The following is a 13443-nucleotide window of genomic DNA, read 5'->3' as shown; positions in this document are numbered from 1 at the left end:
CCGTTATTATCCCTGAGTTGGTAGATTTAATTAAGTGTTTGAAATCATTCTTCTGTCTGTAATTGTTTTAGTAGTGCTGGTGATCGGCGGCTGGTATACCCATTCGCGGCAGCAGCAGCGTGCGCAAGAGTTCGAGCGTGAACTGGATCGTTTTGATGAAACGGACAATAGCGATTTTCATGCGCGGTTTGATTCGGTTTTTGCGCAGGATACGGTTGAATTATCGGATGGACCGCGAGTACGTTTGAATTCAGATGAATCAGATATTGACGATGAATTTGACGAGCTAGAACTCGACGAAGATTTCGAAGACGAAGAGCTCGAAGAAGCTCCCGATTGGGAAATGGTGATTGCGCTGACGATTATGGCGCCAGAATCACAAATGTTTACCGGGCGCGCTATAAAATCAGCCCTTGATCAGCAAGAAATGCATTTTGGCGATATGCAGATTTATCATCGTTATACCGTTAACAATCGTCGTCAAACCTTATTCAGCGTTGCCAATATTCTAGACCCGGGCACCTTATTACCGGATCAGCTGATCTCGATGAAAACACCGGGATTATTATTATTCGCAAAACTTCCGGGCCCTATAAATGGCCTCACTGTATTTGATTCCATGCTGGATACTGCACAGCAATTGACTGCTTATCTGGGCGGCATATTGTGTGATGAAAAACGTGAACCGATAACCGATAAACATCTGGAAGGCATTCGCAACCGGATTTTTGAATTAAATTTATCTTTGCAGACAGGCAATAAATCTGATGACGATTTCAACTGAAATCAGCAATCGTGCAGCGCAACTTCGAGATTTAATCAACCGTTATAATTTTCTCTATTACAGCGCTGATGAACCAGAAGTGACCGACGCGGAATATGACCGCTTGTTTGCCGAATTAAAACAGCTTGAAGCAGATTACCCTGAACTGGCGACAGCTGATTCACCTACACAACGAGTCGGAGCTGCACCGCTAGACAAGTTCACCCAGGTGACACATGCAATGCCGATGTTATCGCTGGATAACGTGTTTGATGAAGCCGAATTGACTGCGTTTAATCAACGTGTTCTGGATCGGCTCAATACCGATGCCGTAATTACCTATGCTGCAGAACCCAAACTCGATGGTCTGGCGATCAGTATTCGTTATGAAAACGGTTTATTAGTGCAGGCTGCTACTCGTGGGGATGGCGCAGTAGGAGAAGATGTCACTGAAAATGTCCGGACCATTCGTAATATTCCATTGAAACTCCACGGTAATAATGTTCCGCAAGTGGTTGAAATCCGTGGTGAAATCTATATACCAAAAGCGGGTTTCGAGAAGCTCAATCAACAGCGTTTGGCCAATAACGAAAAACTGTTTGTTAATCCACGTAATGCCGCTGCAGGCTCATTAAGACAACTCGATTCTTCTGTAACTGCCAGCCGTCCTTTGGCTTTGTTCTGTTATGGGCTTGGCGAAATTCAGGGAATGGAGCGCCCAGCAAGTCACACCGAAGCCATGCAGATCATCAGCGAATGGGGTGGGGCGGTTTGTCCCGACACCAAACAGCTACAAGGTGTTGATGAATGTCTGGAGTATCTGCATCAACTTGGTGAGCGGCGTGCAAGTCTTTCCTATGACATTGATGGTGTTGTATTCAAGGTTGATGACAGTCGATTGCAGGATCGTCTGGGTTTTGTCTCACGAGCACCGCGTTGGGCCATTGCCTATAAATTTCCGGCTCAGGAAGAAAGCACGCTGGTTTTGGATATTGAAGTTCAGGTGGGCCGTACCGGTGCGTTAACGCCGGTAGCACGCTTACAACCAGTGTTTGTTGGTGGTGTCACGGTCAGTAATGCCACGCTGCATAATGAGGATGAAGTTCGTCGTAAGGATGTTCGCATCGGTGATACGGTGATTATTCGCCGGGCGGGGGATGTGATCCCGGAAGTGGTGCAGGTAGTCAAAGATAAACGTCCTGCTAGTGCAGCTGAGTTTGTGATGCCCACTAACTGCCCGGTTTGCGGGGCAGAAGTCGAACGGATTGAAGGTGAAGCCGTGGCTCGTTGCAGTGGTGGTTTGTTCTGTGGCGCGCAACGTAAAGAAGCAATTAAACATTTTGCTTCACGTAAAGCACTGGATATTGATGGTTTGGGCGATAAGCTGGTCGAACAACTGGTTGATGCTGAACTTATTAAAGATCCTGCCGATTTATTTTATCTGAACAAAGAACAGTTTTCGGCTCTGGAACGTATGGGTGAAAAATCTGCCGAAAATCTGGTTAATGCTTTAGAGCAGGCCAAAAACACCCGTTTTGCACGATTTTTATATGCATTAGGCATTCGAGAAGTTGGCGAGGCAACTGCACGATCTCTGGCATTACACTTTGTCGAATTAGATAAATTAATCGCCGCCAAAGAAGACGAGTTAATCGAAATTGAAGATGTGGGACCAGTGGTTGCGCATCATATCTATACCTTCTTCCAACAAACGCACAATCTGGATGTGATTCAACGATTGTTAGATGCCGGAATAAATTGGCCGGAAGAAAAACCGGTATATGCTGATTCAGAATTAGCCGGCAAAACAATTGTATTGACCGGAACCTTAGAAAATCTGTCACGCAGTGAAGCCAAGGAAAAGTTATTGGCACTGGGTGCCAAAGTAGCAGGCAGCGTTTCTGCAAAAACCGATTATGTGGTAGCTGGCAGAGATGCTGGCTCCAAATTGAATAAAGCCCAATCTCTCGGGATTGATGTGGTCGATGAAGCGACCCTAATACAGTGGATTAATTAAATGAGTGCAGTTGCTGATGCCATCAAAAAAGTCGCGACCGGTCCCCATCTGAGTAAAGATCTCAGTCTGGAAGAAAGTCGTGAAGCGATGCGAGAGATCCTGTCAGGTGAAGTTGATCCAGTAAGAATGGCAGTGATGTTAATTGCACTTCGAATGAAACGTGAAACCGATGAAGAAAATTTGGGCTTGCTTTTAGCCATGCAGGAAAAGACCGGGCAACAAACTCTGAATGTTGAAAACGTCATGTTGCTGTCAGATCCTTTTAACGGGTTTAGTCGTCATTGTCCGATCGCAGCATTTTTGCCAGCAGTTATGGCAGCCTGTGGATTACCGGCTTTATCTCAGGGTGTGTATGAAATGGCACCGAAATTTGGTGTTACTCACGCCCAGGTTCTAGAAGCCGCAGGGGTGAATGTTCGAATGAGTGTTCCTGAAGCCGTTGAGCATTTAAACAATGCCGATATCGGCTGGGCTTATCTGGATCAGGCTATTACTACACCGAGTTTGTTTGCTCTGCAGGATTTGCGCCGTTTGATGATTAAACGCCCAAGCTTGGCGACATTGGAAAAACTGGTGATGCCAGTTAAAGCTAAAAAGACCCATCTGCAAATTGGCTTTGTGCATAAAGCTTATCCACCTGTGCTGGCTTATCTGGCTAAACAAAGTGGTTTTGATAGTGCATTGATCGTGCGTGGGCTGGAAGGTGGTATTGTGCCGACCTTGCGGGAAGCTTCGGATAATTTTTTATTGATAGATGGTGCGTTAAAACCATGTTCATTGGATCCGCAGGCTTTCGGTGTCAGTCAACAAACCCGCGGAGTGATGCCTGATCAAGAACAACTCACAGCATCTGAATCGGCACAGCGTGGTCTGGCTGCCCTGCAAGGGGAAAAAGGCGTGGCCTATGATTTACTGGTCTATGGCACGGCCATGGCCTTATGGCATTGTGGTTTAGTTAAAGATCAAATGGCAGCAGGTGATGCGGTCAGAAATGTTCTGGATTCTGGTAAAGCTTTTGCTGTTTTTGAACAAGGTAAAAAATGATGATTCTGCAACAGCAATTACAATTTGAATTGAAAGGTCGCAGTACTCTCAATATCACTGATGAAGTCGCAAAAATTGTTGCTGCGTCAGGAATCACTACGGGTACATGCCATGTGTTTGTGCAACATACCAGCGCGTCTTTGATGATATGTGAAAATGCTGATCCCGACGTTAGAAGGGATCTAGAAACCTTTATGCAGCACATCGTTCCAGATGGTGATGCTATGTTTTTGCATCAGGATGAAGGCCCGGATGATATGAGTGCTCATATCCGTACCGTGTTGACCAATCCGGACTTAGTAGTCCCTGTCAGTAATGGCAAATGCGCACTGGGTATCTGGCAGGGCATTTATTTATGGGAACATCGCACTCACCGCCAGCAGCGTCGGGTAATTATTACAGTACAAGGTGAATAATAATGAATGAAGAATTTGAACAGGATCACCTTGATGAGGAATTTGATTGGTCTTCGATTCCCAAGAGTAAATCACGTATTAAACGTGAGCTTGATGAACTGAAAAAATTAGGCGAGGACTTAATTGATTTGCCTAAAAAAGATTTATTAAAGCTGGAACTGGACGAAGATTTAACTGAAGCTGTGATCAACGCCCAATCCATGAGCAAAGGCGCTTTAAAACGTCAGAAAGGTTATATCGGCGGCATCATTGCTCGACTGGATCATGAAGAAATTCAGCAGAAGCTGGATCAGCTAAAGCAACCACTGCAGGCACAAACCGACAAATTTCACCAATTGGAAAAATGGCGTGATCGTTTGTTGGTTGAAGACGATACGGTCATGGCGGAGTTACGCGAGCAATTTGAAGATTTTGATAACCAACATGTGAGGCAGCTGGTGCGTAATGCAAAGCAGGAAGCCGCCAAACAACAGCCACCAAAATCGGCTCGTTTACTGTTTAAGTATCTCCAACAGTTACAGCAAAATCAATGATCGATTAGCTCAATCAGAAAGCAAGCACCGCCTAGATAACTTGGCTGTACACTGATTTTCCCTTGATAAGCTTCAACGATATCACTGGCAATGGCCAAGCCTAATCCCTGACCTTCAATCTGGGTATCTATGCGATTGCCGCGTTTGATAATATCAGCGCTGGCATGCGCGGGCACTCCAGGGCCATCATCCTCGATACGCACGACAATCCTGCGATCTTGCTGACGTAATACGATGTTGACCTGATGGTTACAGTATTTAAAAGCGTTTTCCAGTAGATTACCCAGCAGTTCGTACATGTCGCCTTCATCGGCATGCAACATGGCATCTCGTTCAATTTCACATTGAGTATGAATGTTCTTGCTTTGATAGACTTTTTTCAGTGAGTTCATCAGTTTATTGATGATTTCTCCAATCGATACTGGTGCCAGAAGGTTACTTTTACCCTCAGTGGCTGCACGTTGTAGTTGATAGTCGACTAAAGCGTTGATACGGTCTAATTGCTCTTCGCCCGTCAATTTGCAGGCGACCACATCATCACAACTTTCCAGCTCAGATCTTAACAATGCTAAAGGTGTTTTCAGGCTATGAGCCAGATCGGCCAGTGAATTTTTGTAGCGTTGCCGGCGAGATTGCTCGTGATCAAGCAGGTTGTTGATATTGCGGGTGAGCTGTTGCAGTTCGCTAGGATAATCATCCCCCAAACGCTGTTGTTTACCGGATTCAATCGCATGTAGATCAGCAGCGGCTTTATGCAGTGGTTGCAAACTCCAGCGGAGAATTAACCATTGTGCAATCAGTAACATCAAACCAGTACCGCCCAACCAATACCAAAGATTTAACTGAAATTCGTCAATTTGTGCTTCCAGCATGTGCTGGTCTTCAGAAACATTTATGGTGTAATCAAAATGCTCGCCATCGTCATTTTCCCAAACGATACCGAAGGCCAGATTTTGTAATTTCATGCCATTATCAAGATTTATCTGACTATATAACTGTTCAGATGGGCCGGGGTGATAGGGAAGAGCGAGAAACAATCCGATAACCGAGGGCGATTGCCAGACAATGGTATCGCCACTGGTAATCTGTGCGTAAAGACCGGAATTAGGAATGGAAAACTTTGGTTCTGCCAGCTTATCCTGCATGATTAATTTGCCGTCATGACTCATTTCTGCAGCAGTCAGCAGAGTGTATACATAGTTCAATAAACGCTGTTTCTGCGCCGTCTCGGCATTGCCGGCAAAAGCATTAAATAAACTGAACGCCGATATTCCCAGAAAAGCACTTAATACCAAGGTTACGGCAATTAACTGCCGATTGGTCAGTGACAGAGTGAATTTATTCACGAGGCAACGTTAATCGGTAACCACGGCCGCGAAGGGTTTCAATCGGGTTTAAAGATTTATCCGGATCCAACTTATTACGCAGCCGTTTAACAAATACTTCGATGACATTGCTGTCACGATCCTGATCCTGTTCATAAATGTGATCGGTCAGTTCAGTTTTAGAAATGACTTCACCAGCATGGAGCATCAAATAGTGCAGTAGCCGGTATTCAAATGCGGTCAATTCGATTGCGGATTGATGAACAGTGACTTGTTGTGACGCTGGATTCAGTTCTACCGGACCACAGCGCATCGTTGAGTTTGTCCACCCCGCTGCACGGCGAGCTAAAGCATTTAACCGAGCGAGTAACTCTTCAAAATGAAAGGGTTTGACCAAATAATCATCTGCACCGGCTTCCAGACCTTCAACCTTGTCTTGCCAACGTCCTCGAGCCGTCAAAATTAAAATGGGAAAAGTAACATTCTGTTCACGAAGTTTTTTTATCACCTCGATGCCGGAAAGTTTTGGCAGGCCAAGATCAATAACGGCAACATCATATGGGTATTCTGAGCCCAGATATAATCCGTCTTCGCCATCCGCACTCATATCAACAGTAAGTTGTTGTTGACGTAAATGCTGGCCTATCTGTTCACGTAGTTGGGGTTCATCTTCGATTAATAAAACACGCATAAATTATTGCATTTGATATCCGGTATCCCGATCCAGTCGGTAGGTCTTTACCTTACCATTTTGATGCAATACTTTGACGCGAAAAATTGTATGGTTTTGATATTGCTCTTGATCGACGGATAAAACCCGGCCACCCGATTCAACCTGAGCCAGTTCTGCGGCCGTTTTTTTAGTCAATGGTAGAGCGATATCATTAATGCTGGTTCCGGCTTCCGCTTCCGGCGGTAAGTGATCGCTATACCCTGATAACGGTAAGGTGAGAATCATTATTAGCAGATACCAGGAAAATTTCATGTAATAACCTTAGTTTTATTGTGCTTGTTATGGTTGGATAATAACAAACTGCGAGCAGTCAGTGAATGCATTATTTTGGACCTTGTTCTGGCATTACGGGTCCGATGGCGTTGTCCGCACGTGCACGTAAATAGCTATAGAGTTGTTCACGACCATTGACGATCTGGGGATTATCTTGAAAGCCGGGCATGATGCCTGTCCGGCCTTTTTTTCCTTTAAACAAAACCTGCATGAATTCTTCTTTAGAAGCTTGATTCAGGCTATTTGCTAAATTAGGTCCTGCAAGTCCTTGGGCGAATGTGCCATGACAGCGAGCACACCAGTTTCGATAAAGTAAATATCCACGATAGGTTTGCGGATCCAGTTTATTTCCCTCAGTGACTTTATAGCCAGCCTGAGCCTGGGCTGGCTCAAACCACAAGCCAAAACAGCAAAAAAACACGAAAACTGTAAAACGTAAATTCATAACGGCTTATCGACCATCTAAATAAATACAATCTGGTGAGCTTAGCATGACATTATCTAGAACAGACCCAGCATGGTTGAGAACAATATTATTTTGGGAATAGTTACTGTTAAATATTCGAGAGAATGGCGTTGGGGAAACATAGCCGATCTGGCTTATAGTGCAGCGGTATTTTGGCATGGCGCAAACCCCACTCATCGAAATGAAATTCAGGGTAGCAATATTTAACTGAACTGATACTGAATGGCTATGAAATTTAAGGATGAATTTTTAGCACTCGGACCATTGCTTATCAAGTCGTTTGCTTGAGACTGGATAGCAGTACCGATTTCCTGAGCGAAAACCGAGATACGCAACTCTTCAATCATCCAGCGGTATTGCTGCATGGCTTCATTGTCAGCACGTTTGATATTGTTCAGATAACGTTGCCAGTGTGGTTGGACTTCCATTTGACGCTGGCGATCCTTGGTTGGATCTGTCTTGAGTTTATCTAAACGTGCACCGATAGCACGAAAATAAGCCGGTAAACGTTGTAAGGCTTCATCCGGTGTGTGATGCACAAACCCCTGATACAGCAGATAACCTAATTGCTCGCGGATATCCTTGACCGCATGCATCGCCGCTAATGGGATATTTCCAGACAGGCGTTTGGCAATGGCGTGATACTCACTCAATGGCTCTGCAATCAGTCTGGCAAGTTGATTGGCAGTATTGATAAGTTCACTACTGCGTTGTTGCAGCCGCTGTTCAAATTGTTGTTTGTCGCGTGGCCAGTCTTGATCTTTTAAAAAACATCGATCAAATGCCACCGCAATCAAATCCTGTTTCAGCTGCTCACATGGCGTGATTTGCTGCGTTGTTTTTTCTTCAAATGGGGCTGCTGGCACATTGGCATAGTGAAGACACATTTTCTGAATATCCGGCAGATTTTTCTGCAGGTATTTAACTTTATCCTTCTCTGCCAGCATAAACAGTCTTCTCAGCCCTAAAGCTGAAAACGATTTCGCCTGTTGCAAGGTATCCATCAAGGTCAGATCAACATGTTCAACCCGGTCAACCAAAGCCGGGTAGGCGGTCATTTCCAGACCATTTTGCTGCATCACGATATGTTCGGGAAATGCCTCAAAATCCCAGCCAGTCAGGCCGGTTTTTTCATATTCTGAATCGGGTAATTGCCGGAAACTGGCAGCCGCTTCTTTTGACCAGTCCTGTTTTAACTGATTTAAATCCCGACTTTCAGCCAATAACTGGCCTTGTTCATCGACCAGTTTGAAATTCATTTTTAAATACAGTGGCAGATCTTCGAGACGCCAGTCATCAGGTTTGATTTCCACACCGCTCATTTTGCGCAACTGATCGCTTAATGTTGGTAATAATGCGCCTTCGTATGGTGTCAGCGCTTTAAGGCAACGATCGGCATAATCCGGTACCGGTATAAAATGTCGGCGCAATGATTTAGGCAGGCTTTTCAGCAGAAAGATAACTTTGTCGCGCAGTAACCCAGGCACCAGCCATTCATAACGCTCAGCATCACTTTGATTGAGCAGCGACAGTGGAATAGTCTGAGTGATCCCATCATGCTGCTTGCCAGGCTCAAAATGATATTCCAAAGGCAAAGGCACCCGGTTTACCAGCAATTGATCCGGGTAACTATCCACCGTCACCAGTTCGGCGTTGTGCTGCATCAGAATCTCACGACTCATAAACAGACATTTCGGGTCTTTTTTCTCACCCTGTTTGCGCCATTTTTCAAAGCCATGGCCATTAATAATGTCGCCAGGAATGCGTTGCTGATAAAAGGCAAACAAGGTGTCTTCATCTGCCAGCACATCACGTCGCCGCGACTTTTGCTCAAGCAGTTCTATTTCATCAATCAACTCACGGTTATGCTTGAAAAATGCTGCACTGCAGTTGAATTCACCATTGACCAGCGCTTCACGGATAAATATTTCATTAGCCGTAGGGCGATCCAGAGGGCCATAGTGAATTTTGCGCTGGTTAACAATTGGCAGGCCATATAAACTGACACTTTCGAATGCAACAACCTGTGCCGGCTTTTTCTCCCAATGGGGATCACTGTATTGGCGTTTGACCAATTCACCAGCAATCGGCTCGATCCATTCGGGTTCGATTTTGGCAACAATCCGTGCATAGAGTTGTCCGGTTTCAACCAGCTCGGCGGCCATGATCCATTTCGGCCCTTTTTTGTGGAGGGCAGAACCCGGAAAAATTTTCAGTTTCAGATTTCGTGTTCCGGCATAGCTGTGCTGATCAGCCTTCATGGCCACATTGCTGAGCAGACCACTGAGCAGGGCTTGATGAATGGCTTGATACTCTGCCGGTTGTTGATTTGGCTTAAAGCCCATTTGAGTGGTTTGAACATGCAGCTGCTGATAAATATCATGCCATTCGCGTAAGCGCAGAAATGACAGGAAATTTTCTTTGCAGTATTTGCGAAACTTGTTTTGGCTTAAATGTTTTTGCCGGTCGTGATACAGATCCCACAGTTTGAGGAAGGCCAAAAAATCCGAGCGTTCATCTTTGTATTTACTGTGCGCTTCATCAGCAGCCTGTTGTTTATCCATTGGCCGTTCACGCGGATCCTGAATACTCAGAGCACTGGCGATCACCAAAACTTCATTGAGGCTATTCTGATCATTTGCTGCCAGAATCATTCGGGCAATACGGGGATCAATCGGTAGTTTCGCCAGCTGTCGGCCGATTTCAGTGATTTGTCGTTTGTCATTAACGGCATTTAGTTCTTCCAGCAACCGATAACCATCATTAATCATCTTCGGTGGCGGGGGATTGATAAACGGAAACTTAGCTGGATCGCCGAGTTTTAACGCCGTCATTTGCAAAATGACTGAGGCCAGGTTGGTACGCAGAATTTCCGGATCGGTAAACGCGGGTCTGGCGGCAAAATCTTCTTCGTCATACAGACGAATACAGATACCAGCGGCAACCCGCCCACAACGACCGGAGCGTTGATTAGCACTGGACTGCGAGATTTTCTCAATCGGTAACCGTTGCACCTTATTGCGCACACTGTAACGACTGATACGAGCCAGACCGGGGTCTACCACGTAGCGAATGCCCGGTACCGTTAGCGAGGTTTCAGCAACATTGGTGGCCAGAATAATGCGCCGTGGCCCACCGGTTTTAAACACACGGTTCTGTTCACTGGCGGATTGCCTGGCAAATAACGGCAGAATTTCGGTATTGGGCGGATGATGTTTACGCAGGGCTTCAGAAACATCACGAATATCGCGCTCACCAGAAAGAAAAATCAAAACATCTCCGGGACCGGCACGACACAATTCATCGACAGCCTGAACAATACCATCAATAAAATCCAGATCTTCACTGTCATCATCACGGCTCATTAACGGCCGATAACGGATTTCCACAGGGTAGGTGCGGCCGCTGACCTCAATCACCGGTGCATTATTGAAATGCTCTGAAAAACGTTGGGTATCAATAGTGGCTGAGGTGATGATCAGTTTCAGATCGGGGCGTTTAGGCAGCAGTTGTTTCAGATAGCCCAGTAAAAAGTCGATATTCAGACTGCGTTCGTGGGCTTCATCAATAATCAGTGTGTCATATTGGCTGAGATATGGATCATTCTGCGTTTCGGCCAGTAGAATGCCGTCCGTCATCAGCTTGATGTAGCTTTTATCGGCCTTCACCTGGTCATGAAATCGGACTTTATATCCTACTGATTCACCAATTTCAGATTTCAGTTCTTCGGCTATTCGGGTGGCGACAGTTCTGGCCGCAATACGGCGTGGTTGAGTATGACCAATCAGCCCACCGACGCCTCGACCCAGATCAAGACATATCTGCGGAAGCTGAGTGGTTTTACCTGAGCCGGTTTCGCCGCAAAGAATAATTACCTGATGTTGCTGAATTGCCTTGGCGATATCTTCGCGACGTTCGATAACCGGAAGATCAGCATTTAAGGATGGTTTGGGGAGATTATCTCGTCGTAACTGATAACGTTGATAGGAACGTTCAATTTGTTGTTGCAGGCTCAGCCATTCTGACTCATTAGCGGATTTATTCTGCAACTGCAATAAGCGCCGACGCAGCTTGTGCTGGTCGGCAATCATTGTATTTTGTATTTGTGATTCTAGTTGTTGCTGTAGGTTGTTCACTGATCTTCAATTTACCCGGACGCATGCAATGGCCCTGAGGGCTGAATCATACATTTAGCATCGATGCTATGTGAGATTAGACGTCTTTACAGACTCCAAGACAGTGACAACATATATTTGAAATCATTTTTACTGATGTTATCTTCAGTTTCTGAATCATATTCGTTGGTCATACCCACTTTTAAGGCTACGCCGGCACGTTCGTCGAGATCCAGGATCCAATCAAAAGTAGTCACGTTACGATAAGCATCAAAGGAATCAAAACTTGGATAGAACGTATTGGCCAGTGCCAGACGTTGAGCTGCATTAATCCGCCAGCGAGATTCAAGACCTAATAAACCCTCAGGAGTGAATTCTTGGCGTTCTCCGCCAAAAGTTTTATTAAAACCCACACCTGAACGACCAACGAATAAAAAGTCTTCGGAGTTTGCAAATTCATAACCAAAACCGCTGTTAGCATTTACCCGGTAATCGTAATCTTTGAATTTATCGATATCAAAGCGACCACCGGCAAACATGAACCAAGGAGTTGTTGGCTTCAACCAGTCACGGTTAATGGAAGTAAAAAAGCTGTTATCAGAGGTTTCATCTTCTGATTTAGCATAAAAATAAGCAGTTCTACTATTGATACGGGTTCTTTCAGTGGCCAGGTCGGCGTTAAATGCTACGTTTACTTTACTGTTATCAGATTTGCCTCTGCTGCCGGTCAGACCTAAATCAAAACGTCTTTCCCAGTCAGATAACCAACCAGTGCCAAATAAACCAGAGTCTTCTGGCTCAGCTGCTGCTACCAGGCCTGCTGGTTCGACATAGGGTTGAGGAGTTGACTGCTCAGTGGTGGGAGTTTGCTGCGCTAGGGCTTCATAATCGGTCTTGATCTCTGAGACCGTATTGGTACTGATGGTCATTTCACCGAGCAGTTGATGTTTAATCGTAAGAGATTCCTGATTGCGCTCTAATAAATCGCCTTGAAGACGATCACCATTGGTTAAAACCAATGTAACGGGAGCAGCGTAAGACAAAACAGGAGCCAACAAACAGACAAATAAAAATTTTTTCAGCAACAAAACTAATTCCTATGGCAGATTTTCTCTGCCATATACTATCTACAACTGAATCAAATGTCAGTGGTAACTTGTCGGGAATTTATCTTTAAATCTCGGGAAATATTACCGGTTCTAACAACCATCATTGTTTATGCTGCCATCAGGCATAGTGGTATTACAATATTTAATGCCCCGGACATGGGCTCCCTCCATTGATGCGCCGGTCAAATCAGCTCCCGTCATATCTGAGAAAATCAGGTGTGCACCGTCAAGGGTGGCATTTTTAAGATTGGCATCTATCAACTGGCTGTAATCCATTAACGAATTACTGAGATTGGCACCTTCAAGTTGGGCACCATGCATGCGGGAGTGAGTAAACCAGGCACCTTTGGCATTGGCATTTTTAAGGTTGATGCCTTTGAGATTGGATTCGCTCATATCGGCAGCTTTCAGATCATGATCTTCTAACGGTGCTTCACTTAAATCGCAATGATGACATTGGTTCTGTTCGAGTAATCTTTTCAGATAAATCTTGTTGTAAGCATAAGCAGATGTACTGAAAAAACTCAGGATTGTGATAATCACCATTGATTTCATTGTACTTTCCTCAATTTCAAGAATAACGCGTTAATCAGACCAACGATTGATGAAAAAATGTTCGCTTAATGGACGCCGTTGTCTGGCCTTTTAG

Annotated in this window: 12 protein-coding genes; 5 read left to right on the top strand and 7 right to left on the bottom strand. The window is 45.1% G+C overall.

What is annotated here, in order from left to right; genetic code table 11:
- Positions 1 to 34 precede the first annotated feature (34 nt).
- From E8Q33_RS12550 to yjgA, 5 genes are read left to right on the top strand one after another with little or no spacing between them, the layout of a single operon-like run.
- On the top strand, positions 35 to 784 hold the full coding sequence (locus E8Q33_RS12550; protein WP_136555141.1) for a cell division protein ZipA C-terminal FtsZ-binding domain-containing protein: 750 nt from the start codon (positions 35 to 37) through the stop codon (positions 782 to 784).
- Positions 768 to 2780, top strand: a complete 2013-nt coding sequence (ligA, locus tag E8Q33_RS12545; RefSeq protein ID WP_136555138.1) for an NAD-dependent DNA ligase LigA — start codon at positions 768 to 770, stop codon at positions 2778 to 2780. Before E8Q33_RS12550 ends, ligA begins: the two co-directional genes overlap by 17 nt.
- Positions 2781 to 3824: an anthranilate phosphoribosyltransferase gene (locus E8Q33_RS12540; protein WP_136555136.1), complete on the top strand. Its 1044-nt coding sequence runs from the start codon at positions 2781 to 2783 to the stop codon at positions 3822 to 3824.
- On the top strand, positions 3824 to 4240 hold the full coding sequence (locus tag E8Q33_RS12535) for a secondary thiamine-phosphate synthase enzyme YjbQ (protein ID WP_069295963.1): 417 nt from the start codon (positions 3824 to 3826) through the stop codon (positions 4238 to 4240). Before E8Q33_RS12540 ends, E8Q33_RS12535 begins: the two co-directional genes overlap by 1 nt.
- Positions 4241 to 4242: 2 nt before the next feature.
- Complete coding sequence (gene yjgA, locus E8Q33_RS12530; protein WP_136555134.1) at positions 4243 to 4773, top strand: ribosome biogenesis factor YjgA; 531 nt, start codon at positions 4243 to 4245, stop codon at positions 4771 to 4773.
- Here yjgA and E8Q33_RS12525 read toward each other — a convergent pair.
- The 7 genes from E8Q33_RS12525 to E8Q33_RS12495 all read right to left on the bottom strand — a co-directional run bounded on the left by E8Q33_RS12525 (position 4767) and on the right by E8Q33_RS12495 (position 13349).
- Positions 4767 to 6119, bottom strand: coding sequence for an ATP-binding protein (locus E8Q33_RS12525; protein WP_069295965.1), 1353 nt, complete (start codon positions 6117 to 6119; stop codon positions 4767 to 4769). The genes yjgA and E8Q33_RS12525 overlap by 7 nt on opposite strands.
- Positions 6112 to 6789: a response regulator transcription factor gene (locus E8Q33_RS12520; protein ID WP_136555131.1), complete on the bottom strand. Its 678-nt coding sequence runs from the start codon at positions 6787 to 6789 to the stop codon at positions 6112 to 6114. Before E8Q33_RS12520 ends, E8Q33_RS12525 begins: the two co-directional genes overlap by 8 nt.
- A gap of 3 nt (positions 6790 to 6792) precedes the next feature.
- Entirely contained in the window at positions 6793 to 7083 is a 291-nt protein-coding gene (locus E8Q33_RS12515) for a PepSY domain-containing protein (protein ID WP_069295967.1), read from the bottom strand.
- Positions 7084 to 7153: 70 nt separating this feature from the next.
- The gene (locus E8Q33_RS12510) at positions 7154 to 7549 is read right to left on the bottom strand and encodes a cytochrome c (protein ID WP_069295968.1); all 396 of its coding nucleotides are present in this window, start codon (positions 7547 to 7549) and stop codon (positions 7154 to 7156) included.
- Between the two features lie 224 nt (positions 7550 to 7773).
- Positions 7774 to 11706, bottom strand: coding sequence for an ATP-dependent RNA helicase HrpA (hrpA, locus tag E8Q33_RS12505; RefSeq protein WP_371413299.1), 3933 nt, complete (start codon positions 11704 to 11706; stop codon positions 7774 to 7776).
- 86 nt (positions 11707 to 11792) lie between these two features.
- Positions 11793 to 12773: a YdiY family protein gene (locus tag E8Q33_RS12500; RefSeq protein WP_136555130.1), complete on the bottom strand. Its 981-nt coding sequence runs from the start codon at positions 12771 to 12773 to the stop codon at positions 11793 to 11795.
- 111 nt (positions 12774 to 12884) lie between these two features.
- Entirely contained in the window at positions 12885 to 13349 is a 465-nt protein-coding gene (locus tag E8Q33_RS12495; protein WP_136555128.1) for a pentapeptide repeat-containing protein, read from the bottom strand.
- Between the last annotated feature and the right edge of the window lie 94 nt (positions 13350 to 13443).

This window comes from Methylophaga sp. SB9B (genome assembly GCF_004832235.1).
Classification (GTDB): domain Bacteria; phylum Pseudomonadota; class Gammaproteobacteria; order Nitrosococcales; family Methylophagaceae; genus Methylophaga; species Methylophaga muralis.
The sequence above is the reverse complement of the archived record's forward strand: the minus strand, read 5'-3'. Positions and strand labels throughout refer to the sequence as shown.